Below are 25907 nucleotides of genomic sequence, written 5' to 3' on the forward strand. Positions count from 1 at the left end.
CATCTGTCGTCAGTAATGCCTTTTTTTAACAGATTACAAATCTCTTTTTAATAACAACCTATATGACAGGTAAATAAAGATAAAAGTCCACCCCGATACAATTAGAATATCTAATATCTGAACAGAATAATCTTTACTTAAATCTTCACCTAATTGATTTGTTAATGACTGCACTGCAGAGAATCGCGTCAATGGTTCTTTTATTAGGTTAGACATTGATTCTAGCGGCAAAAATCTCATAACTGCATCAACATTCCAATCTGTTTTCCAATGCAACAATCCTTTAATCATTAATTCGATAAAATTCCAGATTATTAAAAAAGCCGCGGCAAAAGCAGACCTTTTTATAAGGATTCCTAAAAATAATCCGAAAGAGAAGAACCCAATTAATTTGATTAAGAACGCGATTAAATATTCTAAATCTGTTGTAACTATACTAAGTTCTGTAAAGTCTGAATAAGCGTATCCTAGAATTAGTGATATTACAAAAACAAATAATGTTGAAATTGCAGAAAACGCAATAACAGTATAGAATTTGGATAGTACAAATTCTTTTTTACTCAACCCGTCTATTAAATTCTGTTTTAATGTTTTATTACTGTATTCATTAGCCATCATAGATACGATTACCAATAGTAAAAAGAATTTTAAAATAGCCGCTACAAAAGTGTTTAAATGCCAGATGTATGGGAAATTAAAAATACCCATTTCAGCCAAGTGAAAGTTGATTTCAGCAAAATCAAACTTTATTGCAGCAATCAGTGAGATACATGATAATAAGATGAAGTAAGCTAAAATTAATATCCTACTAGCTCTATTGTGTTTTAATTTATGGAATTCTATATTTAAAAGTCTTAGCATGATTAGTTGTTGTTAGTTAAGGTTAAGAATTGTTGCTCTAAACTAGGTTTGCGTTTAACTAGGTGTGTTAAAGTAATGCCTTGTTCAAAAAGATATTTGTTGATTTCTGAGGCAGCAATATTTTTATCCAAAGTGGCAACTAATGTTCCATCTAATTCTGTTTTTACGCTGGCAATACCAGTATATGCATTTAATAATTCGATCAATTTTTCGTTCTGACCTTCTGTATTTAAATCAAAGAATCCATGAGAATTGGTAATCTCATCTGTAGGGCCATCGTATAATTTTACGCCGTTTCTAATAACAACAACATGCGAGCATACTTTTTCAACTTCATCGAGTAGGTGAGAGGCTAACAAAATTGTTGTTCCGTTTTTCGCAATTTTTTTTATGATTTGCCTGATTTCATGAATACCTTTTGGATCCAAACCATTGGTAGGTTCATCTAAAATCAAAATTTCTGGGTCGTTTAACAAAGCAGATGCAATTGCCAAACGTTGCTTCATACCCAGTGAGTAGGTCTTGAATTTGTCATCTCTACGTTCATAAAGATTAACTGTTTTAAGTTTTTCATTAATTACTTTAGTTGAAACCCCTTTTATCTTGCAAACCAATGCCAAGTTTTGAGCAGCAGTCATATACGGGTAGAAATTTGGTCGCTCAATAATAGCTCCAACTTTTTTTAATGCATCGTGTGTGGACATGCTTCCATCAAACCATTTATAGTCACCAGAAGTTTTATTTACAACATTTAGAATGATTCCTAACGTAGTTGATTTTCCACTTCCGTTCGGACCTAAAATTCCATAAACGTTGCCTTTTTTTATTTGAAAAGATAAGTTGTTAACGGCATGAACATGCCCAAATTTCTTATCGAGATTATTGAGAGTAAGAATGGTTTCCAATAGTGTATAATTTGGTTGTTAACTATTAAACGACCAAGTTACAGAATTGTTACAGGAAAAATGAAATGAATTTCAGGATTAAAAATTGTAGTCGTCAATGTTGTCAAAACCACCGAAGTCATCATCTAAATCCTCATCTAAGCCAAAGGCATCATTCATACTTTCTGAAGAAAATGATTTTTCGGGAGCTTCCTCTGGCACATCTCCAAAAGCAAAAGAAATAGATGGTAATGACTCGGTTGAACTAACATCAGTATCTGAGACTTCCACAAAAAAGGTCCACATGCTCATAAAGTCATATACGTAAATCAACTTTTCACCAATTCTAGGCAAAGCTGCTTTAATTTGTACATCTTTCATAGCATTATTGGTTCCCATATCGAAAAGTGCATATTCTTCACCTTGATTCCAATCTGCATCGGCTTTGTAGAATGAAGCCATTTCTTGACCATTAAATCCAAAGGCATTAGAAAGTACTTTATGCAAATCCTCAAGATTATTAGATGCATCTATTATCACGTCTCTAATAACATCTTTTTCAACATCTAGTATGGCTCTAATTTTGTATTGCATGAATCCTGTTTCTTGAGTGCAAAAATACTAATAAAATCAAATTTTGATTCGCTATTTTATCATTACTTTTATCCCATTAAACAGCAACCTATGAATAAAGAATCTTTATTAGCTCATGTGAATCAAACGGTGATTAAAAATACACTTATGGAGACCTTAGATATCAAAATGGTTGAAGTAGGAGAAGATTATTTAGTAGCCAGTATGCCAGTAAATTCTAAGGTACATCAACCAGATGGAGTTTTACATGGAGGTGCAACGGTTGCCTTGGCAGAAACTACCGGTAGTTTTGCATCGCACATTTTTGTGGATCGAGAAAAATTTAAGGTTAGAGGATTAGAAATATCTGCAAATCATCTAAAAAGTATTTCATCAGGTATGGTATATGCAACAGCAAGACCCATTCATAGAGGTAGAACCACGCATCTGTGGGAGATTAAGATCACAGATGAACAGGAGAATTTAATTTCAATGTGTAAGCTAACCGTAATTCTGCTACCAAAAGCATAGAATGAATTTTTTAAAAAAAGTCTTAAAGATTTTAGCCTATTTATTGATAGGTCTATTAATACTTTTTATTATTACTATCAATATTTTTTTTAAACCTTTTAGTGATGATGAGGTTCGCGAATTTTTTGATGATAATAATAAGTCCGTTTTTATTCAACATTCATCTTTTAGAGATAAGGAATTTCGAATAATATCAACTCAAGAAGAGATAGATTCGCTGAAACCCACACTTATTTTATTACATGGTTCACCAGGTGGTAGCATGGATTTTAAGGCATATTTGGTAGATGACGATTTGCGTTCCAAGGCTAATTTATTAGCTCTTGATCGAGTAGGGTATTCAGAGAATTCTTTAAAAGAAGTACAGCCAATTGCATTTGAACAAGCTTGGATTAATAGGTTTACAGATTCGTTGAATGTAGAGACCACCATTTTGGCAGGGTATAGTTATGGAGGTCCAATTGCATTAGCTTCTCAAAAGTCGTATAAAAAGGTGGTTATAATGGCAGGAGCAGTTTCTTCTGAAGCAGAGCCCATGTTTTGGTTTGTCAATTTTTATAAGTGGCGATTAACACGTTGGATGATGCCCAAAATGTTAGAAGCGGCTTCAGTAGAAAAAATAGGGCATCCTGAAGATTTACAATCCATAGAGCAATCGTGGGGTAATACTCCGGCAAATGTTATTTCTATACATGGAGATGTTGATTGGATTGTACCTTATGAGAATTCTATATTTCTAGAAAATCAGTTTTCTAAAGAGCAATATGAAATTCTCACATTAACAGGTGCAAGTCATGATTTGATTTGGTCGCGATTTGAGGAAATAAAACAAGAATTAATTAAAGTAATTGAAGAGTGAGTATAAAAGAATGTATTGATAAAAGTATTGCTTTAAAGAGACCTTTGGTTTTGTATAGCAAACCAAATGAAAATATTGTTCGAGGATATTTGCAAAGCTCCGATGAGATTCATTTTTATAACCAGCAAGAAGGTTTTATTTTCGCCCCATTTCATGTAAAAAGAGGAACTTATATAATTCCATTTTCTGATGCGAAGACTTTAGAATTTGAGATGCCTGATATTGAGGAAATGGATTCTCATATTGAAAAAGCAGCAGGCTCAAAAGAAGCACATGTTGATTTGGTTACCAAAACCATACAGAAGATAAGTACTTCAGAAATATCTAAAATTGTTGTTTCAAGAATAGAAGAGGTTTTACTAAATCAAGTTGATTTAGATTTGTTGTTTATTAAATTGTTAGCTCAATATGCTAATGCATTTGTATATATATGGATACATCCTAAAACGGGTATTTGGATGGGAGCTACACCGGAGCGATTACTACAAGTTAAGAATAATGAATTTGAAGTGATGGCCTTGGCCGCTACTCAGAAATATGTTGACTCTTTGGATGTTTCTTGGGGAGATAAAGAGAAAGAGGAACATCAATTTGTAGTTGATTATATCAAAGAAATATTAAAAGGTTTTGACTTTAAAGTTTCTGACACATATACCACGAAAGCCGGAAGTTTACTGCATTTAAGGGCAGATATTTCTGGTAAACTTACTAAGAATGTAGCAATTGATTCTTTAATTGAAACTTTGCATCCAACACCTGCTACTTGTGGCACACCTAAAAAGGAAGCAAAGGCATTTATCATAAAAGAAGAAGGTTATGACCGCTCTTACTATACTGGTTATTTGGGTGAATTATCTAAAAATCATGCTGATTTATATGTAAACCTAAGATGTATGCAAATAAACCCTAAAACCAAATCGGTTCAAATTTATATTGGTGGAGGTGTAACTGAAAATAGTAAACCAGAGGCAGAATGGAATGAAACGGTTGCTAAGGCAGCTATTATAAAAAAGGTATTATAGTTTTAAAACTTTCTGAACTTCTTCATGTGGTATGGTGAGTAATTCGCTGTGAACCAATCTTTCAGTTAGCAGTCGCCAATGGTTATCTTGAAAAAAGATATCTTTTAAGATTGGATGCGCTTTTTCATAATCTTCATTATTCAAAAGATTGATAGCATACCAAAACTTCATCTCTAAATTTTTAGGAAATAGTTTTTGAGCACTCAAATACAACTGTTCTGCCTTTTCAGAATCTCCATGTTCCATGGCGATATCTCCTTGGTTCATAAAATCATAAGCTTTATGTACTTTCAATAATCGCTCTAATTCACGAATAGGATTTTCATAATCCTCTATTCGTAATTCTAATACAGTATCTTCCCAACTATTACCGGTACTTTCTGGTTTTACAATTAACATTGCTGCAGATTGTTTTCCGCGAATATCTCCGCCCTCTTTTTCCGCTGCTTTCATTGCTGCGAGCATTCGCTCTGCAAGCGAGCCTTCTGTTGTTTTAAAAGCATTTGCCATGGCATCCCAAACTGTTGGTCTTAACATCATATTGGCTTGTACTGAAAAATTTGGACCAGTAACATGCCCTGCCGCAGTAATACATTTATCACCAGTATGTGAAGCAACAAGTCCATCTTTATTCAAAAAGGCAACTTGTCTATATGCAGCGCCTTCGTCTATCATCATTAACGAATCTAAAGCTTGTTGAGGTGTTAACCCTTTTTCCATTAATTTTAAACCATTAGGGCCATAACTTGGATTTACTAATGATTGCGTTGCAACAACTCCAACTCCGGCTTTGCCATAGGTAACTAAACTACCAACACTAAACCAATGCGATTGCACAGCCACACCCATTTCTCCCGTAATACTATCTCTAGCAACAATAGAGTATGTGTGTGTAAAGGGTTCTTTATCTTTGTAAAACTGACTGAATGATTCTTGAATAGTAAAAAAAAGACAGAGTATTAGTAGTAGTTTTTTCATGAAAGTTTAGTTGATAAAATTTGTTTTTCAAATATAAGAATTCGCGTCCACTTTAATTAGAATACGTATTTTTGTAGTGATAATTTTACTTCATGTCCCAGTTTCCAAAAAACGAATTAGCTCAACAAGTAATTGCTTCATGTGTGGCGCATGGATTAAAGCATGTCGTAATTTCTCCTGGTTCAAGAAATGCACCCTTAACTATTGGTTTTTCAAATCATCAAGCAATTAAAACTTACAGTGTGGTAGATGAGCGTTGTGCCGCTTTTTTTGCATTAGGAATTGCTCAGCAATTGCAAGAACCTGTGGCTGTATTATGTACATCTGGGTCAGCTCTTTTAAATTATTATCCTGCAGTTTCAGAAGCTTTTTACAGCGATATTCCACTGGTTGTTATATCTGCAGATAGGCCTGCTCATTTGATTGATGTTGGAGATGGACAAACAATAAGACAGGAAGGCGTATTTAAAAACCACATACTTTCTGAGGTAAATCTTATTGATGAAAGCGCAGATAATACCAGTAGGATTATTAAAAGTTTAGGAATTGCCATTGCGCAAAAAGGACCAGTTCATATAAATGTGCCTTTTGATGAGCCTTTATATGAATTAACAGAGGCAATTATAGAATTGCCTATAGAAAAAGTGCAAATAGAGAATACACCTTTAGAAGAGGCTAAAGTTGATACTGTAGAACAAAATTGGAAATCTGCTTCTAAAAAAATGATTTTAGTAGGTAGTAAATTCCCAGATGAATTATTTGTGAAGCAGTTAGAAAAGTTAGTTGAAGATGAGGGCGTTATTGTGCTAACAGAAACGACATCTAATGCATTTTTGTCGAAGAGTATCAATAGTATAGATAAGGCTATTTTTACGTTAGAAGAACAAGATTTAAAAGAATTACAACCAGACCTTTTAATTACTTGCGGCGGAATGATTGTTTCTAAGAAAATAAAACAATTCCTAAGAAAATTTAAACCAATTGCGCATTGGCATATTGATAACAAAAAGGCATTTGATACTTTTTTTAGTTTAACTACCCATTTTAAAATGACACCTGAACTTTTTTTTAGTCAGTTGTTATTTAGAGTGTACGACTTTGATTCAAATGTTAGTACTTATCAAAAGCAATGGTTACAGATAAAAGAAAAGCGCGCCAAAAAGCATAAAGAATATCTGTCTTCTTGCGACTATAGCGATTTGAAAGTGTTCGAAACTGTAATTAATAGATTACCAAACAATATTCAGCTGCAATTGGCCAATAGCTCTATAGTGCGTTACGCACAACTATTTGATTTGAATAATTGTATTCAGGTTTTTTGTAATCGAGGCACTAGTGGTATAGATGGTAGTACAAGTACGGCAATTGGAGCAGCGATGTCTAACAAATTACCAACGGTATTTATTACTGGAGATATCAGCTTTTTCTATGATAGTAATGCCTTTTGGAACACTCATATTCCAAAGAATTTTAAGGTAATTTTGATAAATAATGACGGTGGAGGTATTTTTAAAATCATACCAGGTCCTCAAAATGTGAATGCTTTACCATACTTTGAAACACCACACGGATTAAATGCGAAACCATTGTGTGAATTGTACGGATTGTCTTATCTTAAGGCAACAGATTTAATTTCGTTGAAAGATGGATTAGATCAGTTGTTTAACAATAATGATGTGCCACAAGTATTAGAGGTAAAAACGCCAAGTAGTTTAAACGACCGTGTTTTAAAGCAATACTTTGCTGCAATAAAATAAAAACTTATGGATTTAAAAGTAGGTGATAAAGTTGATTTGATTATAGGACGCAATACGCGCATAGGTTTTACAGTACTAATAAATAAGCAATTCGAAGGTTTACTCTACAAAAACGAGATGTATGTTAAAGTAGAGGAGGGAGACAACCGTGTTGGATATATAAAGAAGATTCGAGAAGATGGCAAGATTGATGTGAGTTTACAACCAATTGGTTTTAAAAAGACCTTAGTTGAAAATGAGGCTCGCGTTTTAAAATCATTGCAAGAACACGGTGGTTATTTGGCTTTGCATGATAAATCTGATCCAGATACAATTAAGTACGAATTGAATATGAGTAAAAAAGCCTTTAAAAGTGCTATTGGAAGTTTGTACCGGTCTAAGGTAATTGTTCTTGAAGAAAAGGGAATAAGATTAAATCATAAATAAAATAAAAAAGGCTTCGTTAGAAGCCTTTTTTATTTTAGATGTGTAATTTTTTCTTGAGCTCATCGCTAAGTACATCTTTATGTACCATAACCGATATAGATTTTAGTTTAAAGTAAGATTCACTCATGTAAATATATCCGCCATTGCCTACACGGTCACTATTCGCACCCCAAGAATTCTTAATTTTATAATAGATGTTACCTTCTTGATCTTTAACCAAGCCCATAATGTGCATTAAATGATCATCTGTGGTGTTGTAATTTTCAAATTCTTGTTGACGAAATTCTGGTGTTACGTCAATTTCGTTTACCATTTGTTTTAAAGCAATTTCGGTCTGTTCTTTTTTTGCAGGAACAACAGCAACACCATGTCTTGAAGAAAATGTTTTTTCACTTACATCACCATCCCATTCTACAGTGTAACCTTTTTCTAAAGATGCCATCGTTATTTTGTGTAATTCTTCTAAAGGAACATTGTAAAAACTACCATTAGAGAAATTATCTGGAATGTTTAAAACAAACGAATTGTAATAAGGTATATGATTAAACGAAGTGATTGTTACATAATCATCTGGGTTAATACCTGTCATTTTTAAAAATGATTCAGGAGTGTAAATCTTCCCTTCATAGGCAAACTCCTCTATATCAGCTCCAAGTTTTTCATCGAGAATAGAGCTAACTTCTTTTTTCCATTCATCACTGTGATTTTGTTCCGCAATATATACATCCAACACTTTTTTTAGTGTTGGTACTATGGTAGAATGATCATGTCTTGTTGCTCCATTTAATAAGCCAGAATATGCTTCTTCTGTTACCAAACCATGAGATTTAGTAGCATTAATCATATCATGTGCTAAACCACCCTCACTAAACTGTGTTTTACCTTGGCGCATTACATAATTCCATGCTTTTTGATAGTACGTTGCTCGAACGGTATACATTTCAGACAAATCAATGCTCTTGCCTGTTTGTCTGTAAATTTCTGACTCAATAAAAGATGTTGTAGAAAAACTCCAACAAGTACCAGTTCTACCTTGACTTTTTACAGCAGATGCTTCGATATCAATTATTGTTTTAAAATCGTAAGCGGCAGATGGGGTAATTGTTTTGTTGCTTTTTAATTGTACATCTTGAGCGCTAATACTCATTGCAATTAAAAGGCAAATAGCTGTAACTAATTTTTGCATTGATTGTTTGTTTTAAAAAGATTGAGTGCGAAAATACAATTTTTTACGCACTCAAAATTTAATTGAAATATGTTATAATGCCTTAATTCACTTTAGCAGAAACGCGCTCGATGTTTTTATAAAAGGCATCGGCATCTTCAATACTACCCGTAATTTTCATATACCCTTCTTTATAAGCCTCTAGTGCATTTTTATATTTCCCTCGCATTTCGTAGTCCATGCCTATATAATAATCACTTAAAGGAGAGTCTGGGTATAACTTGAAAATCATTTCGCCATAATCTCTCAGATATTCTCCATCTTCTTTGTCTAAAATTATTGGCTCCACCACATAGATGTCTCGTTCTCTAATTTTGAGATTTGCTCCAAATTGGTATTCGATTTCTACATATTTGTTTTCTAAATATGCAATGGCATCTGGAGGCGACATTTCTTTAATGGTATTTTCAAATTCTTCTTTAGAAATAGGGGCATAAATTCCGAAAATATGCGCCATAGCATTGGCCATACCCATTCCAATTGATGTTACTTTGTCTGAACCATCAAAACTATCGAATTTAAACTTGAATTTTTCGTTAGTAATGGTGCCGTACATTTCTGCAATATTTCTATTTTCTCCAGCTCTTTTAGGAGATAAATAAGAACCGCTGCACATGTAATAGTAATAATTGTTGTTCTTAATTTTTTCGGTTTCAGAAACCACAACATTTGGTATATCGGCTGCATAATAGGGATTCAGATTAATAAATGCATTAAATCCAGGGGTATCTTCAATAAAAAAGTAATTCGTAAAATTTGCGGTTAGTGTATTGCCCACAATCGTTTTAAATGGTGAAATACGGTAGTTTGCTTCTAAGTAATTTAATAATTCAGCACGTATAAATCGATAAAAATTATCAGAAGTTTGCACGGGCATACTATTCGTTTTGTCATATGCACAATCTGAATAACGTTGTCTGTCTTTTTGAGAAATTCCAACAACAATCTGTTCAGGCGCTTTTTCTTTTTGAGCGAATAATACTGAATTGCCAACATAGGCATCAAACATATATTCTGCATCTAATACAACCGCTAAAGGATAATATCTTGTTGAATCCATCTCATAAGAAGGCGGAATGTAAATTTTAAGATCTCTTGTCTCACCTAAATAATCTGATTGTAATTGATGTGTAAAAGATTGCTGTGCAAAACTGCAGGTTATTACAAATAATGTAATTAAAGTGGTTAGGATTTTCATAGTTATTGGGGTTTAAGTTGTTTTTATTTAAAATCCGAATCCAAGACCAAAACTAAAATAAGCTCCATCTTTTGATCCGAATATTGATGTATTTATATTTATCATATCTGCTCCAATAAGCCATAAGCCACCTCCATATGAGGTTTTCCAATCATTGGAGTTTTCTCCGTCAAGCCAAACGCGTCCGTAATCAAAACCTCCAAATAATCCAACTCTCATTGGTAATACAGCGGTTTTAAATCCACCTAAATCAAAACGAACATCTGTATTCTGATAATACGCCTTATCACCAATAAAACGCTGGTTTCTATAGCCTCTTAAACCGTTTTTACCACCTATGTTAGCTCCATAATAAAACTCATATTCATCACCAATTATTATGTGGCCTTTAAATTTTGTAGCTAAAACTACTTTTCCGTTACCTGTTAATTTATAGGCAAAACCAAGAGACGGAATAACATAACCAAATGTATAATTTTCTTCTATATTAGTTTTTACGCCTAGATCTAGTTGCGAATGAAACCCTAGCGTAGGGAATGCGCTGTTGTCTGAATTTTCAAATATATAAGAGGCTTGACCTCCTACAAAATACTGACGTTCATCTGAAACATTTGGTAATGTTTCAATAAATCTTCCTGGAGTCTTTTCTACTTCGATGCTTTCATAAACACCACCAATTTTAAAGATACTTCCCATTCTACCTTCCCATTTTAAAGATGGATATGCCCCGTATGCGCTGAAACGAACACGATGGTAATCATCGTTAAATTCATCTTCAAAATTGGTGCTTTCATTACCGTAGTCATAAAAGTTGATACTGTAATTTGGGCTTGTAATTTTACCTTCTAGCATAAAATTCCAATCTTTAAATATATTGGCAAACTCCCCGGTATAATGAACATCGAAACCGTTGGTTGCAAAATAATAGAAGGCTTTTACGATATGTTTTTGTGAAAAGGGGTTTCTATTGTAGCCATAAATACTCGTACTATTTGTAAAACCCAATCGAACACCATCATCGGGGTTAAACCCAATCATAGGCAACAACAAATTTTTTCGATTCCTCAGCTTTTTATAATCGTAAAGATTGAGTTCGTAATCGTTTGTTAGTTTTTTTCTACCCTTATTGGTAGTAAAAGTGTTTTTCTTTCTTTTAAAATCAAACATTCTCACTTTCTTACCCGAAGAAATATGATATTCATCGTGATTTTGTCCACCAACTAGAACAAGAGGTTTCACTTTTTTTTCGGATCCAATTACTTCAAAAATATCGTCATCATCTAAACCATATACCCATATTTCTTTTGTTAGATCATTGAGATATAGTTTTTCATGAATTAAAGATCCTTTTTTATCATCTTTAATGTTAAATACTTGAATAAAGGTGTCCCCATTAGATTTTCGGTCTATTACAAACCAGTTATCTTTATCTGTACCTTTTACAACGACATATTTAGATACTTCTTCAAAGTATCTTTTAGCGATTTCATTTAATCGCTTTAAACGGATCTTTAAATTTTGCTTGATTTCATCTATATGATGATCTTGTACTTCAACAGGTAATTGTTGAAATGCAGCATCAATAACATTATTAGTTAACTCTTTTTGAATGAACTCAACTTCTTCCTGCCAATCATTAAAAGTAGCTTCATTAATTAAAGCAATATCTAATGGATATCCAGAAATATTGAACTTTCTAATATTTCGAATATCATCTTTATAACTTTGCATTTTTCCAACATCGTAAACAACTCTATTCAAGGTTTGCAATAGAATACCGTCAAATTTAGAAAAGGCTTGATCACGGTCTCTTGGTATGGGTTTGTATACCTTTTTTTTACCATCTTGAAATGCTGCCCAACGCCACTGATCTTGGTGCCTATCCCAGTCACCAATTAATAAATCAAATAAGCGCGCTCTAATGTAAGTAGATTCATCAACCGTATTGTTATCTGATTTTCGTAATTTCTTTAGCATATCTCTGGTAGAGATAATTTCATTTGAATATCCAAAATTCTTTAAGTCACCATGACCGTCTGTTGGTCTTTCTTCTATCATGTAGAGCTCATCACCAAATTCATCATTATAATGTAAAAGCCCTTTTTGTTTCGGTATATAATAGAGCGTAGGTGTGGTGTGATATATATCAATAGCATCTGCCATGGTTCCAATAGCAAAAGAAGTGTATGGATGTGCCGTAGTATACAAGTCAAACATCAATTCTTCTGTATATGTTTCATTGAATTGACCTTCTATATATTGGTCTTTAAAAACAGCAGCTTGAAAGAACTGAGTCGCGCTTTTTCGAATAGCTCTCATAACGTACTCCTTGCCAGTTTCTTTATGCACCAAACGTAAGGATCTAGATTGCATACCACCACCTTTTCTTATAGGTGTTAAACCACCAAAAAGAGTGTCTATTTGTACAATTGGCACCCTAACCGTTTTGCTGTATACATCTCTGTAATGTTTACCTAGTAAAGCACTCTGAGCCTTAGATTTTTTAGTTTCTTCAGGTCTATAAACTGATGAAGTAGTTGAAGGTTCAAATCCTGTTTCTTGGTGAATTTTTTCGTAAGAGTCTGGAGAAGAAAAAAGTTCTGTTTTAAATAAAATATTTTGCTGCCCTTCTTCTTCTGCAATAAAACTTGCCCAAACTGCACCTGATTTAAACTGGGTTAATTTAACATAGCCTAACCCACTGTGGGAGAAAATTCCTCCATTCGCATTGTTTCGAACACCAGTGCTTTTAGAACCTGCACCACTAATAATTTGTGGTTTATTATCTTTAATTAAATATTGAAGACTGTGTTCATGACCTGATAAAAACACGAGATTGTCTGCTCTTTGTGCTATGGTTACAATACGTTTTTGATATTCTAAATACAATTTGTTTTGGATGTCTTGTGGAGAAATTCCGCTTGTTTTTAAAACGAAGTTAGCTATAGAGCCAAGAATTGGTAGCGGAGGTCCACTATCAGAAGGATAAAGTTGTCTTTTCCAAGTGTATTGTCCACCATGAGGCCCATTTGAAAACATAGGATGGTGCATGGCTACATAAATAATTTTGCCGGCATTCTTTTTTACATGACTTTCAAACTCGTCAAAAAATTGAGTGCGTGTTTTAATCTCGCAAGCATCATTCATATTCGGGTTGTTGTCCCAATTTTCAAGATACCATTGCGAATCAATAATTAGGAGTACTGCATTATCTGAAATTGTTACTTTTTCAATAGGACAACCATCTTCGGGTAAAAAGACTTTCTTATCGTCTAGAGCGTTAGTAACATATTTTGCTTGTCTTTCAAGACCTTCAATACCATTGTTATAGTAATCGTGATTTCCAGGAATAAAAATGGGATGTCCTTGAAATTCTTTTACTAGGTTTATTTGTGCGTCAAGAATAAGCTCCGCTCTTTCTCTATCCGGATCGTTTTTATTTGGCATACCATGTTGGTAAATATTATCACCCAGAAAAAGTATAGTACTATTTTCATTTGCTTGTTGTAATTCTTCCTTTAATACAGAAAAATTACGTTTACTAGTCTCTTCAGAAAGTTTTCCGGCATCACCTAATAAATAGAAGGTATGTTCAATTGCATCATTTTTAGCTAGTTTGTCATTTTTTGATTGAAAATCTGAAGAAATTTGAGTTTCAAAAGTTGCGCAGCTAATCATTAAAAATAAGCTGCTTAAAAGCGAAAGTTTAATACGATTTATTCGAATCATGCTGTTGAAAAATGAGAACTAAAAGTACAATAATATTTGTACATTTGATTAAATAAAATATCTAGAATGTTAGAAAATGATTTATTAAAAGCATCTCAGCAAAAAGTTTTTGAATTATTTAAAAATGACTTGCCTACTAGTGCTTATTACCATAATTATAGTCATACCTTACAAGTAGTAAATGCCACATATGAATTTGGTAAGGATTTAGGTGTTTCTGAATCTGATATGGAATTATTGCAATTGGCATCGTGGTTTCATGATACTGGTTATGTAAAAGGAGCAGAGAATCATGAGGAGGAGAGCGTTGTAATTGCAACCAAATTTTTAAGGGAGCAAAAGGTTACTTCAGCTATTATTGAAAAGGTAGCAGCAATTATAATTGCTACAAAAATGCCCCAAAAGCCAAACGGTTTGCTAGAGGAGATTATTTGTGATGCAGATTTATATCATTTTGGAACTGAAAACTTTTCAAAGATTACCAACTTAGTTCGAGCAGAGAAGCTGGAGCTTTTGCAAAAGGAATTTACAGATGTAGAATGGTTGATTGCCAATCAAAATTTTTTAGAGAAACATAGTTTTTTTACAGATGCAGCTTATAAAAAATTGCAACAGCAGAAAGATTTAAATCTATTAAAGATTAAAAAAGATTTAAAGAAAATGGAAGCTAAATCAGCTCAGTTAAAAGAAAAGGAGAAATTAAAAAGAACAGCAGCATCTAAAAAGAAAGAAAAAGAAGATAAACCCAGTCGAGGGGTTGAGACGGTTTTTAGGGTTACTCTTAGAAACCATATTAAATTAAGCGATATTGCAGATACTAAAGCCAATATTTTACTTTCAGTTAGTGCCATAACACTGTCTATTGCTTTAACAAATTTGTTTCCAAAATTAGATAAACCAGATAATTCATATTTAATTTATCCAACGTTAATTTTTATTGGAATAACTGTGGTAACCATGATTTTTTCAATTTTGTCTACAAGGCCAAAAATTACGTCTGGAATGTTTACAAAAGAAGATGTTGAAAATAAAAAGGTGAATCTATTGTTTTTTGGTAATTTTCATAAGATGCCGCTGGATGAATACATAGCTGGTATGGAAGAATTAATTGAAGATAGGACCTATTTGTATCAATCATTAATGAAAGATTTATATTTCTTGGGTATTGTTCTTAATAAGAAATATAGGATGCTGAGAGTGGCTTACACCATTTTTATGGTGGGAATAATTATTTCTGTTTTATCCTTTTTGATCTCTTTTGCCGCTCTCGAAATGGAAGCTGATTCAGCTTTGGCAATTTTAATTTAAGATTATTCTCCTTCTATTACCTTTACCAAGTCATTAAAGGTAATCTCGCCTTTAGTTTTTTTGTAGACTACTGGAATTCTAATGGCTTTTAAACCAGTTGTACCTTGTAAATCTTCAATTTCTAAATGTTCTATTTCTTTACCGATAAAGTTTTTAGTTTGAAGGTGTTTTATGTATTTTAAGTATTCTTCACTTTCTTTTTCTTGACTATAAACTATGGCAATTTTCCCAGGGACCGTTAAGCGATCGTTAGAATTCTTAATATGGGCTTTGTCAATTCGTTTTTTGAGAATCTCATATCGAATATTGTATGCACCATCAACATCAAATCTCTTTTCATCCATTCTAAATTTAATGGTCAATGGGGTGCTATGAACTAGTATCAAAGATGCTATATCCAACGGATGCGTTAAGTCGGATTTTAGATTATGAGCTATATTTTCTAACTCACACATCATTTGTAGCTGCCATAATCTCAAATTATCTAGATAAAGCTTGTCGTATTTTTTGTTTCTCACCAAACTTTGGCCGATGTACATATTGTAATCAATTCCATCTGTTTTATAGCGCTCAAAATAGTGTGGAAACATGGCTTGGGCTTCAACCTGTTTTTTATCTATGAATAATGCCATCTTTTCATTTAAGAAATTTACACTTTCCTCATATTTTTTACGTTCGTTGTAGACAACATGTAGTTTGTCATCGATTTGACTCATGTATGATTTAACTACTTTTTTTAAAGTACTATTTAAAGATTTTAAATGATTAAAAACTGGGTAAATTTCTTCTTTTAGGAAATAGGATAGGCTTAATTCGTCTCCTGAATCTAATTCTTTAGAGATGCTTTTTGCATATTCTGAAATACGGAATTTTAGATCACTATATATGGGTAAATCTGCATGTAAAATAGCGGCGTCCATAACACTTGTAGCTAAATCTAACTGATATAGCAAATCTTTTTGAATGGCTGTGTTACGCGCAACAGAAGAACCTTTAATATCACTTTGCCCATATAATGGTAGCACATCTTCAAAGACAATCTCGTCAATTTTAAATGGAGCATTGATAGCTGTATTTAAATCAAATTGTTCTGCAGATTCGTTAAATTTCCATTTAACAGAAGGGTGCAATGAAGTGTAGTATTCTTGAATTATAGCTTCTAATCGATGGTCTTTTTCTTCCATATATCTTAAAGCAGCCATTTTAAATACTGGTATTACATCTTTCAGTTTTTCTACATTAACTGAATTTAATTCATATTTATGTGGAGATACCAACTCCATAACTCCAAATATATCTTCAGAAAGTTCAATAGGAGCTAGCATGGCACTTTTAAAGCCTTGATTTAATAAGGTCTGAGAGAACCCATTATTTTCAGTGTTTTTGGCATATAATTCTAAATCAGAAACGGCAACAATCTTGCGATCCTCAAATACTGTTTTAATAATATGGTCACAAAAATAGCCATCACAATTCTCACTAAATTCATCAAAAATTTGAAACTTTCTATTTTGGTTAATCTCTTTGTATACCAATTTACCATGCTCAACAGCATAGGTGGAAAATTCGAATTGAATGTCTTTAGAGCCAAATAAAAACGAGACATTATTCTCTACTTCTTCTACAGCTTCTTGGTCTTTTTTGAGCAAGTTTTCTTTGATGTTAGATATTATTTGGTCTGATGTAACATCAACCAAATTCATCAATCCGAAGCCTTTAAACTCATAGCTATTTGGAGGGAATTTTTCTTTCCACATCTCTAAGTTCTCATAATTGTCTAAAAGCTCCCACATATCTTCTTCGGATAATGGAGGTGCTTTTTCTAAAGCTTTTACAGAAAAGAAATCACCATTAAACAAAGCGCGGTAATGATGCAAAAAGCCAGTTTTTTTATTTGGTATATCAAAATAAAAAGGCCGTTTATTGTCCACATTAAATCCGTACTGAAAAGCCATGATAAACGTACATGCCATGATATACATTTTAGACTCATCAAAACTTCTTAGCTCCATTTGAAAATCCTCTCCGGCATTTTCTATGATTTTTAAAAAACGTTGTGAGAATTTAAAGGTTGTAAATTCAAAGGGAATACTAGCAGCCTTAATTTCATTTGTGGTTAACATCTCGGGAAACACAAAATTTAACAGTCTATCAATTTGAGTTTTGTATTCTTCTAGTTTTTCAAAGTCTTCAAAACCATGGCGTAACAATGGGTATTGATTCATTTCTTCTAATAGTACCTTGCCAGTTTCATGAATTACATGAGAAGGGTCTGAAGCAATTTTCTCCATATGTTCGTAAATGGATTCGAAACTCAATTTGAGTTTTAAAGGTAACTCATTATTTTTTGAGAAAGAAGAAGAAATGATTTTCATGGCTATTTAATTATTGAATAAAAATGGTCGTAAAATTCTCAACAAAGTTACAATAAAAATAGGCATCGCCACGTAACATGAGTTACACGCAATTTGTACATTCCTAAATAGTTCTATTTACAATAGAATACTGTATTTTTACCACTTTAAAAATCACGATTTATGAGCGAAACAAACTGGGTCACGGTTAAAGAATACGAAGATATAACCTATAAAAAATGTAATGGTGTAGCTCGAATTGCGTTTAACAGACCAAATGTGCGTAATGCCTTTAGACCTAAAACTACTAGTGAATTATATGATGCCTTTTACGATGCGAATGAAGATACTTCTATTGGAGTAGTCTTGTTGTCTGCAGAAGGGCCATCTGCGAAAGACGGTGTGTATTCTTTTTGTAGTGGTGGAGATCAAAAGGCGAGAGGGCATCAAGGATATGTTGGAGAAGATGGGTATCATAGATTAAATATTCTAGAAGTGCAGCGTTTAATTAGGTTTATGCCGAAAGCTGTGATAGCTGTGGTTCCAGGTTGGGCAGTTGGTGGAGGACATAGTTTGCACGTAGTTTGTGATTTGACTTTGGCGAGTAAAGAGCATGCTATTTTTAAACAAACTGATGCTGATGTTACAAGCTTTGATGGAGGATATGGCTCAGCGTATCTTGCAAAAATGGTGGGGCAGAAAAAGGCGCGCGAAATATTCTTTTTGGGAAGAAATTATTCTGCACAAGAAGCTTTTGAAATGGGAATGGTAAATGCAGTTATTCCCCACGATGAGTTAGAAGATACAGCATATGAGTGGGCTCAAGAGATTTTGGCAAAATCTCCAACTTCTATAAAAATGCTAAAATTTGCTATGAACCTTACAGATGACGGTATGGTAGGTCAGCAAGTGTTTGCTGGAGAAGCTACACGTTTGGCTTACATGACAGATGAAGCAAAAGAAGGTAGAAATGCATTTTTAGAAAAGCGTAAACCGAATTTTGATAAAAAATGGATTCCATAACAACAATATAATTTGATAGAAGTAGATGAAAATTATTTGTATTGGGCGTAACTACGCAAAACATATTGAAGAATTGGCAAATGAAAGACCAGATGAACCGGTGGTGTTTTTAAAACCAGATTCTGCGATTTTACCAAAGAAAAATCCATTTTTTATTCCACCATTTTCCGATAACATTCATTACGAAGTGGAATTGCTTGTTAAGATTAATAGGGTTGGTAAACATATAGAGCCTAAGTTCGCACACAAGTACTACGATGAAATTGGTTTGGGAATCGATTTTACAGATCGTAAACTACAATCCAAATTGAAGGCCAAAGGTTTGCCCTGGGAAAAAGCCAAAGGATTTGATGGAAGTGCTGTGGTTGGAGAATTTTTTTCAAAAGAACAATTCAATTTAAGTAATATTAAATTCCAGTTATTTAAAAATGAAGAATTGGTTCAAGATGGTGAGTCTCAAGCAATGCTATGGAAAATTGATGAGTTGATAGGGTATGTTTCTCAATTTTTCACCCTTAAAAAAGGGGATTTAATTTTTACTGGAACTCCTGCTGGTGTTGGAAGTGTGAAGCCCAACGATGTGCTAGTTGGAACTCTTGAAGGAAAAGAAAATTTTAGAATTAAAGTAAAGTAAATTTGTTTAAAGTCTAAAGTCTAAAGTCTACAGTCTAAAGTCGAAGGAGTTGAACTTAATGTCTTTGATTGAAGTAAATAGCTATTTTACCGATAACTATTAACTAATTCCTAAATGTTGTATTACTTGGTAATTCAAACAATTTCAAATCAAAATACCTCACTGCTGCAACCAAATGATCAAAGATGTCAGCCATGATATATTCGTAATTTTTCCAAACTTTATCTGCGCTAAAAGCATAGATTTCAATTGGAATACCTTGGGTTGTTGGAGCCAACTGGCGGACCATTATGGTCATTTCTTCATTAATAGCAGAATGCTGTTCTACATAACTTTGCATGTATTTTCTGAATACTCCCATATTGGTGAGATTTCTACCATTAATAGAAAGTGATTTGTCAATTTTATTTCGCTCATTATGTTCGGCAATATCTTGTTGTTTTGTATTTAAATAATTTGTCAATAATTGAATTTCTTTCAATTTCTCCACTTGTTCATCAGTAAGATATTGTACACTTTCTTGTTGTACTATTAATGCTCTTTTAATACGTCTACCACCAGATTCACTCATACCACGCCAATTCTTAAATGAATCTGAAATTAAGGCGTATGTAGGTATGGTTGTAATGGTTTTATCAAAGTTTTGAACTTTAACAGTAGCAAGGTTAATTTCTATTACATCACCATCTGCACCAAATTTTTGAAAGGTAATCCAATCACCAATTCGGACCATATCGTTTGTGGCAACCTGAATGCTCGCTACAAACCCTAAAATAGTGTCTTTAAAAATTAAAATTATAACAGCAGAAATAGTTCCTAATGCAGCAAAGAAACCTACAATAGATGTATTTGTTACCAATACTGTAGCAAACATGATTCCTCCAATCCATGCAAAAATCATAACTACTTGAATGTAGCTGTCAATTGGTTTATCTTTTAATCTTGGTAAGGTCTTGAAATAGTCCTTAAATGTATTTAGAACACTTCGGACAATCCAAAGGGCCAATAATACTCCAAAGACTTCTACAGTTTTACTTAAAAAAATCGCTGTTTCAGGAAAATCTATAAACACTGTATTTAGCATACTATCAGCAACAATTACAGGAATAATATGCGCAATGTTTCTTGGTGCTTTATTTTTAACAAGCAGATTGTCAAAATCAGTATTTGTATTCTCAGCAAAGCGATTAAAAGCTGCAATAATTATTTTTCTAAGAATAAAATCAATTGTAAAAAGAACAAACAGTAATGCTACTAAAAGTATCATCATATTTAGGTGTGTTGCTAAACTTTCAGTTACACCTGAGGTTATAAGTTTATCATAGAAATAGTGTGCGTATTTTTGCATAAAATCGAAATTTAGGAAAACAAAAGTAGTAAAATTCTACTCTCTTTTTTGTTCTAATAACCATGCATAAATATCCCATCCTCCGTAAATGCGTTTCCAAGCATCATGATTTAAATCCTCATGAATTGTGAATCTCACATCTTTGTGACCAAATTCTTTTAAAGCATTCAGACCAGGGTAGAAGTGCTCCCATTTTACTGCTTGGTCATAACCAGCTGCAAATACCCAAATGGGTAGTTGTGCTTTTGCAATAGTTTTCATTTGTTCAGGAGATCCCCAGCCAACTACAGGATTCATAGCTGCAAATCTATCGGTATAATGACTTGCTATATAGAAAGTTCCAAACCCTCCATAACTTAAACCAGATATATAAACTCTATCTACATCAGTATTAAAATTTGCTAAAGTATTGTCTAACATAGAAATAAGGTCATATTCAACGTGATCCCAACCCGCAGGGGTTCTATTCATATTAAAAACACTATCTGCAGGGGTAACGCCATCAAGTGGCCCTTCGATACCAAAATATTCTGGTCTTTCTGGAACACCTTCTTTTAACCTTACAGGAATTTGATCTCTAGTTCTGTTGCCTATATATGTGGCAATTGTATCTTGCCCCATCATGTGCAATTGTGGAACAATCATTACAAAAGGTAAATCACGTTTTTGAACCCAAGCTTCATACAACGGTCCATGAATCATAACATAGTCTAGTTCATCTTTGCCATTACCCCTTTCTCCGTTGCCATGTAAAAACAGGAGAACAGGCCATTTCTTATCTGTATTGTCTTTATATCCTTTTGGCAAATACACGAAATATTCGCGGCTTGTATTATCAAACGAGCTTTTATATGGAATACGCAATAATTGCTCTTCTGATGTTTGACTGAATGAGGTTGTTGTAGAAATTAGAAATACAAGTAAGAAAAGTCGTTTCATGGTTTGATTTGTTTCTTCCAAAAATACTTATTATTGGCTACTCCGACTACTTTGGTTATTTTTGTAGTTTATTTCAAAGTAACTCCATGCAGGCGGAAATTATTACCATTGGCGATGAGATTTTAATTGGTCAAATTACAGATACAAATTCACAGTATATTGCAAAACAACTGAATAAAATTGGTGTTTCCGTTTATCAAATTACTTCGGTACAAGATGATCGAGATCATATTCTAAAGTCCTTAAAAGAAGCCCATGCTAATGCAGATATTGTTATTCTTACTGGAGGTCTTGGTCCTACCAAAGACGATATAACAAAACATACATTGGCTTTTTATTTTGATTCTGATATGACCATAAATGAATCTATAGTTGACCATATTAAGTCTCTATTTAAAAGAGTCAATTACCCGTTTACCGAAGTAAACAGAATGCAAGCTTTAGTTCCCACAAAATGTACACCACTACAAAATAATTATGGTACTGCTCCAGGGATGTGGTTTTTTGAAAATGGGAAAGTTACTGTTTCTTTACCTGGAGTTCCTTATGAAATGCGTGGTTTGATTGGAAATAGTGTATTGCCAATGATTCAAGAAACTTTTCAATTACCTCACATTATTCATAAAACAGTTTTAACTTATGGAATGGGTGAGAGTATGGTAGCTGCAAAAATAGAGTCTTGGGAAGATGAATTACCATCGTATATAAAGTTAGCCTATTTGCCTTCATATGGTAGGGTTCGTTTGCGTTTATCTGCTAAAGGAACAGATAAAAATAGATTGCTTGAAGAATTAAAGGCGCAGTTAGAATCATTAAAATTGTTGATTGGAGATATCATTGTTGGAATGGAAGAGGAGGAAACAATTGAGGTTGCCGTTGCCAAACAATTATCTGATAAAAAATATACTATTGCAACTGCCGAAAGTTGTACGGGTGGTACAATCGCGAAATTACTGACGAGCGTTCCTGGAGCTTCAAATTATTTTAAAGGAAGTTTAGTGGCATATACCAAAGAAATAAAAGAACAAGAATTGAATGTTGATAGTGCATTAATACAGAAATATTCTGTTGTTAGTACTCAGGTTGCCGAAGCAATGGCATTAGGTGCGCAATCGAAATTTCAGACTGATTTTGCAATTGCTACAAGTGGAAATGCTGGTCCAACTACAGATGATACTGATAAAACTGTTGGAGTCGTAATTATTGCTATTGCAACGCCCACAGGTGTGATTTCTGAAGAGTTTAATTTTGGTCAGCCAAGAGAAAAGGTAATTAATCGAAGTGCTAACAAGGCATTTGAACTTATAAGACAGCATTTGAAATAGAGTAAAAGGAAGAATAATTTCTAAATTAGAATGGATGATTGAAACGGTTGTTTTTCCTATCTTTGTCGACGATTGTAACGTTTTTATAAAGAGACAAAAAAATACTACAATTTGTCTTGTGAGTTTGTAAAAATGTTCATATTTTTGCACCTCGTTTTAAGATAACAATAAAACAGTATAGAAATGTCAAGAGTTTGTGAACTTACAGGTAAGAAAGCAATGGTTGGGAACAATGTGTCTCACGCATTGAACAGAACTAAGAGAAAATTCAACGCTAATTTAATTACAAAGCGTTTTTATATTCCAGAAGAAGACAAATGGATTACTTTAAAAGTATCAACGTCTGCTTTAAAGAATATCAACAAAAAAGGAATCTCTGCTGTAATTAAAGAAGCAAGAGAAAAAGGTTTTTTAACGAAGTAATTTTCCTCAATCATTTAAAGATATAATACGATGGCAAAAGGTAAAGGAAATAGAATTCAGGTTATTTTAGAGTGTACTGAGCACAAAGCTACAGGTATGGCTGGTACTTCTAGATATATTACAACTAAGAACAAAAAGAACACTCCAGATAGATTAGAGATTAAGAAATTTAATCCAATCTTAAAGAGAATGACAGTTCATAAAGAAATTAAATAATTACGATCTTTTCGAGAAGAAAACATCAAACTAAAAGCATAAGTCATGGCAAAGAAGGCAGTAGCATCATTACAAACAGGATCTAAGCGTTTATCTAAAGCTATCAAAATGGTAAAATCACCTAAAACCGGTGCTTACACATTTGTTGAGGCTATTATGGATCCAACAAAAGTAAACGACTTTTTTAACAAGAAGTAAGTCACATTCTATACAAATATATCAAGGCTATTTTCTTAATAGAAAGTAGCCTTTTTTGTGTTATCTTTGTTCGTGTTTACTACACTTTCTAATAGAAACACGAACTCCATCAATATTTTAACTAACGATAAGAAACATGAGTTTTTTTAAAAAAATATTTTCAAAAGAGAAGAAAGAAACTTTAGATAAAGGTTTAGAGAAATCTAAAACTTCTTTTATTTCTAAACTATCAAAAGCCGTTGCAGGTAAATCTAAAGTAGATGATGATGTTTTAGATGATTTAGAAGAAGTGCTAATTTCTTCTGATGTAGGTGTAAATACCACGCTTAAGATCATTGAAAGAATTGAAGAACGCGTTGCTAAAGATAAATATTTAGGTACGGATGAATTAAATTCGATTCTTCGTGAAGAAATTGCGGGATTGTTATCTGAAACGAATAGTGGTAATGAAACGGAGTTTACTGTTCCTATAGATAATAAACCATATGTTTTAATGGTAGTTGGTGTAAATGGTGTTGGTAAAACAACAACCATTGGTAAGTTAGCCTCTCAATTTAAAAAGGCAGGTAAAAATGTTGTTTTAGGTGCAGCCGATACCTTTAGAGCAGCAGCAATAGATCAACTTCAGGTTTGGGCAGATAAAGTAGATGTGCCTATTGTACGTCAAGATATGGGTTCAGATCCTGCATCTGTGGCATTCGATACTTTGCAAAGTGGTGTAGCTAATAATGCAGATGTAATAATTATTGATACTGCAGGTAGATTGCACAATAAGGTAAACTTAATGAATGAATTAACGAAGATTAAGCGTGTAATGCAAAAAGTTGTTGGAGATGCTCCTCATGACGTATTATTGGTTTTAGATGGCTCAACCGGACAAAATGCCTTTGAACAAGCAAAACAATTTACCAAGGCTACAGAAGTAACTTCATTAGCAGTAACCAAATTAGATGGTACTGCAAAAGGAGGCGTTGTAATTGGTATTTCAGACCAATTTCAGATTCCAGTTAAGTACATTGGCGTTGGTGAAGGAATCGATGATCTACAAGTCTTTAATAAGATTGAGTTTGTAGACTCCTTTTTTAAGTAGAAATTCATAATATAATATCAAAAGGGCTACAATATTTAAGTCCTTTTTTATTTTCTAGAAGCTAGAATTGCGCATCATTAGAAGTATCTAAATGTTAAATTTTTCGTAACAAAAATTGTTTTGTCTAACTTATAGTGTATATTTGTTGAACAAAACAAACATCCAATAGATTATGAAAACTTTTTTTACCACACAAATTTTTATGGCCTTAATGGTGCTCCTTCCATTAACAGCGAACTCACAAGATTTTCAAGGAAAAGCTTATTACTTCTCTAAATCAACACTTGAACTTGGAAGGTTTGGTGCAACGATGAGTGAAGCTCAAAAAAAACAAATTGCCGAACGATTAAAGAATAGACTTGAAAAAACGTATGTACTAACATTCAATAAAGAGGAATCTGTTTTTAAAGAAGAAGAAAAAGTTGATGCCTATTCTGGTGCAACCGATTCTTGGGGCAAAAACTTCTCACCTGGAGCTCAATATAAAAACGTAAAACAAAATACGCTTTTACAAAAACAGGAATTTTATGGAAGACAATTTTTAGTGAAAGATGATTTATTAGAAATTAAATGGAACATAGGTAAAGAATCTAAAAAAATTGGTGAATACTTATGTTTAAAGGCAACTGCTATGATACCTACTAAAGATTTAACATGGTATGATTTTTCTTGGGGTCAATTAAGAAATAATGAAACCGAAGAAGGAGAAGAACCAGAAGTTGAAATGAGTGAGGTAGTGGCGTGGTATACGCCTCAAATACCATTAAATCAAGGTCCTCTGGAATATTGGGGATTACCTGGTTTGATACTTGAAGTTAGTATGGGCAATACTACAATGCTATGCTCGAAAATTGTTATGAATCCGGACGAGAAAACAAAAATCAAAATACCTGAAAAAGGTAAAGAAGTTACCAAAGCTGAGTACCAAGAAATTATTTCCAGCAAAATGATTGAAATGCGCAATAATAGAATGCGCGGTAGAAGAAGCAATTAAGAGCTATAAACT

Annotated in this window: 24 protein-coding genes; 14 read left to right on the forward strand and 10 right to left on the reverse strand. The window is 33.2% G+C overall.

Annotation, left to right across the window (positions count from 1 at the left end; all coding sequences use genetic code 11):
• Positions 1–33: 33 nt before the first annotated feature.
• From ACYQ5R_RS11785 to ACYQ5R_RS11795, 3 genes are all read right to left on the reverse strand, one after another.
• Complete coding sequence (locus ACYQ5R_RS11785) at positions 34–861, reverse strand: ABC transporter permease (RefSeq protein WP_460191154.1); 828 nt, start codon at positions 859–861, stop codon at positions 34–36.
• Positions 862–863: 2 nt separating this feature from the next.
• Entirely contained in the window at positions 864–1766 is a 903-nt protein-coding gene (locus tag ACYQ5R_RS11790; RefSeq protein ID WP_460191155.1) for an ABC transporter ATP-binding protein, read from the reverse strand.
• A 78-nt stretch (positions 1767–1844) separates the two neighbouring features.
• Positions 1845–2339, reverse strand: a complete 495-nt coding sequence (locus ACYQ5R_RS11795; RefSeq protein WP_460191156.1) for an IS1096 element passenger TnpR family protein — start codon at positions 2337–2339, stop codon at positions 1845–1847.
• 90 nt (positions 2340–2429) lie between these two features.
• Here ACYQ5R_RS11795 and ACYQ5R_RS11800 point away from each other — a divergent pair, with 90 nt between their 5' ends.
• Genes ACYQ5R_RS11800 through ACYQ5R_RS11810 form a run of 3 tightly spaced genes read left to right on the forward strand, consistent with a single transcriptional unit; the run spans position 2430 to position 4730 of the window.
• On the forward strand, positions 2430–2849 hold the full coding sequence (locus ACYQ5R_RS11800) for a PaaI family thioesterase (protein WP_460191157.1): 420 nt from the start codon (positions 2430–2432) through the stop codon (positions 2847–2849).
• A 1-nt stretch (position 2850) separates the two neighbouring features.
• Positions 2851–3708, forward strand: coding sequence for an alpha/beta fold hydrolase (locus ACYQ5R_RS11805; RefSeq protein WP_460191158.1), 858 nt, complete (start codon positions 2851–2853; stop codon positions 3706–3708).
• A complete protein-coding gene (locus ACYQ5R_RS11810) occupies positions 3705–4730 on the forward strand; it encodes a chorismate-binding protein (RefSeq protein ID WP_460191159.1) in 1026 nt (341 codons plus the stop codon). The genes ACYQ5R_RS11805 and ACYQ5R_RS11810 overlap by 4 nt, the downstream gene beginning before the upstream one ends.
• Here ACYQ5R_RS11810 and ACYQ5R_RS11815 read toward each other — a convergent pair.
• Complete coding sequence (locus ACYQ5R_RS11815) at positions 4725–5708, reverse strand: DUF1028 domain-containing protein (RefSeq protein WP_460191160.1); 984 nt, start codon at positions 5706–5708, stop codon at positions 4725–4727. The two genes, ACYQ5R_RS11810 and ACYQ5R_RS11815, sit on opposite strands and share 6 nt — an antisense overlap.
• Positions 5709–5800: 92 nt before the next feature.
• Between ACYQ5R_RS11815 and menD the strand changes: the two genes are divergently transcribed.
• Both menD and ACYQ5R_RS11825 read left to right on the forward strand, forming a co-directional pair.
• Complete coding sequence (gene menD, locus ACYQ5R_RS11820; protein WP_460191161.1) at positions 5801–7465, forward strand: 2-succinyl-5-enolpyruvyl-6-hydroxy-3-cyclohexene-1-carboxylic-acid synthase; 1665 nt, start codon at positions 5801–5803, stop codon at positions 7463–7465.
• Positions 7466–7471: 6 nt separating this feature from the next.
• Entirely contained in the window at positions 7472–7891 is a 420-nt protein-coding gene (locus ACYQ5R_RS11825; RefSeq protein WP_460191162.1) for a S1 RNA-binding domain-containing protein, read from the forward strand.
• 34 nt (positions 7892–7925) lie between these two features.
• On the opposite strand, the gene ACYQ5R_RS11830 is transcribed toward ACYQ5R_RS11825, so the two are convergent.
• The 3 genes from ACYQ5R_RS11830 to ACYQ5R_RS11840 form a co-directional block, all read right to left on the reverse strand.
• Complete coding sequence (locus ACYQ5R_RS11830; RefSeq protein ID WP_460191163.1) at positions 7926–9077, reverse strand: C1 family peptidase; 1152 nt, start codon at positions 9075–9077, stop codon at positions 7926–7928.
• An 82-nt stretch (positions 9078–9159) separates the two neighbouring features.
• Positions 9160–10314: an alpha/beta hydrolase-fold protein gene (locus ACYQ5R_RS11835; RefSeq protein WP_460191164.1), complete on the reverse strand. Its 1155-nt coding sequence runs from the start codon at positions 10312–10314 to the stop codon at positions 9160–9162.
• Between the two features lie 27 nt (positions 10315–10341).
• Complete coding sequence (locus ACYQ5R_RS11840) at positions 10342–13992, reverse strand: metallophosphoesterase (RefSeq protein ID WP_460191165.1); 3651 nt, start codon at positions 13990–13992, stop codon at positions 10342–10344.
• A gap of 117 nt (positions 13993–14109) precedes the next feature.
• On the opposite strand from ACYQ5R_RS11840, the gene ACYQ5R_RS11845 reads away from it, so the two are divergent.
• The gene (locus ACYQ5R_RS11845; protein WP_460191166.1) at positions 14110–15351 is read left to right on the forward strand and encodes a Pycsar system effector family protein; all 1242 of its coding nucleotides are present in this window, start codon (positions 14110–14112) and stop codon (positions 15349–15351) included.
• 2 nt (positions 15352–15353) lie between these two features.
• Here the strand turns inward: ACYQ5R_RS11845 and ACYQ5R_RS11850 are convergent, their stop codons facing one another.
• A complete protein-coding gene (locus ACYQ5R_RS11850) occupies positions 15354–17726 on the reverse strand; it encodes a GAF domain-containing protein (RefSeq protein WP_460191167.1) in 2373 nt (790 codons plus the stop codon).
• Positions 17727–17888: 162 nt separating this feature from the next.
• On the opposite strand from ACYQ5R_RS11850, the gene ACYQ5R_RS11855 reads away from it, so the two are divergent.
• Together ACYQ5R_RS11855 and ACYQ5R_RS11860 are read left to right on the forward strand one after the other, a co-directional pair.
• Positions 17889–18728: a 1,4-dihydroxy-2-naphthoyl-CoA synthase gene (locus ACYQ5R_RS11855; protein WP_460191168.1), complete on the forward strand. Its 840-nt coding sequence runs from the start codon at positions 17889–17891 to the stop codon at positions 18726–18728.
• Positions 18729–18753: 25 nt separating this feature from the next.
• Entirely contained in the window at positions 18754–19362 is a 609-nt protein-coding gene (locus ACYQ5R_RS11860) for a fumarylacetoacetate hydrolase family protein (protein ID WP_460191169.1), read from the forward strand.
• 103 nt (positions 19363–19465) lie between these two features.
• On the opposite strand, the gene ACYQ5R_RS11865 is transcribed toward ACYQ5R_RS11860, so the two are convergent.
• Positions 19466–20710, reverse strand: a complete 1245-nt coding sequence (locus ACYQ5R_RS11865; protein ID WP_460191170.1) for a mechanosensitive ion channel family protein — start codon at positions 20708–20710, stop codon at positions 19466–19468.
• A gap of 36 nt (positions 20711–20746) precedes the next feature.
• Positions 20747–21649, reverse strand: a complete 903-nt coding sequence (locus ACYQ5R_RS11870) for a carboxylesterase family protein (protein WP_460191171.1) — start codon at positions 21647–21649, stop codon at positions 20747–20749.
• A gap of 86 nt (positions 21650–21735) precedes the next feature.
• Here ACYQ5R_RS11870 and ACYQ5R_RS11875 point away from each other — a divergent pair, with 86 nt between their 5' ends.
• From ACYQ5R_RS11875 to ACYQ5R_RS11900, 6 genes are all read left to right on the forward strand, one after another.
• Entirely contained in the window at positions 21736–22974 is a 1239-nt protein-coding gene (locus ACYQ5R_RS11875) for a competence/damage-inducible protein A (protein WP_460191172.1), read from the forward strand.
• Positions 22975–23157: 183 nt separating this feature from the next.
• On the forward strand, positions 23158–23397 hold the full coding sequence (gene rpmB, locus ACYQ5R_RS11880; protein ID WP_460191173.1) for a 50S ribosomal protein L28: 240 nt from the start codon (positions 23158–23160) through the stop codon (positions 23395–23397).
• Positions 23398–23427: 30 nt separating this feature from the next.
• A complete protein-coding gene (gene rpmG, locus ACYQ5R_RS11885) occupies positions 23428–23613 on the forward strand; it encodes a 50S ribosomal protein L33 (RefSeq protein ID WP_460191174.1) in 186 nt (61 codons plus the stop codon).
• Between the two features lie 45 nt (positions 23614–23658).
• A complete protein-coding gene (locus tag ACYQ5R_RS11890; RefSeq protein WP_460191175.1) occupies positions 23659–23811 on the forward strand; it encodes a DUF4295 domain-containing protein in 153 nt (50 codons plus the stop codon).
• Between the two features lie 136 nt (positions 23812–23947).
• Positions 23948–24901 (forward strand): signal recognition particle-docking protein FtsY, encoded by a 954-nt coding sequence (ftsY, locus tag ACYQ5R_RS11895; RefSeq protein WP_460191176.1) that lies wholly within the window; start codon positions 23948–23950, stop codon positions 24899–24901.
• Between the two features lie 172 nt (positions 24902–25073).
• On the forward strand, positions 25074–25895 hold the full coding sequence (locus ACYQ5R_RS11900; RefSeq protein WP_460191177.1) for a GLPGLI family protein: 822 nt from the start codon (positions 25074–25076) through the stop codon (positions 25893–25895).
• Positions 25896–25907 lie beyond the last annotated feature (12 nt).

It is taken from the genome of Urechidicola sp. KH5 (genome assembly GCF_054661455.1).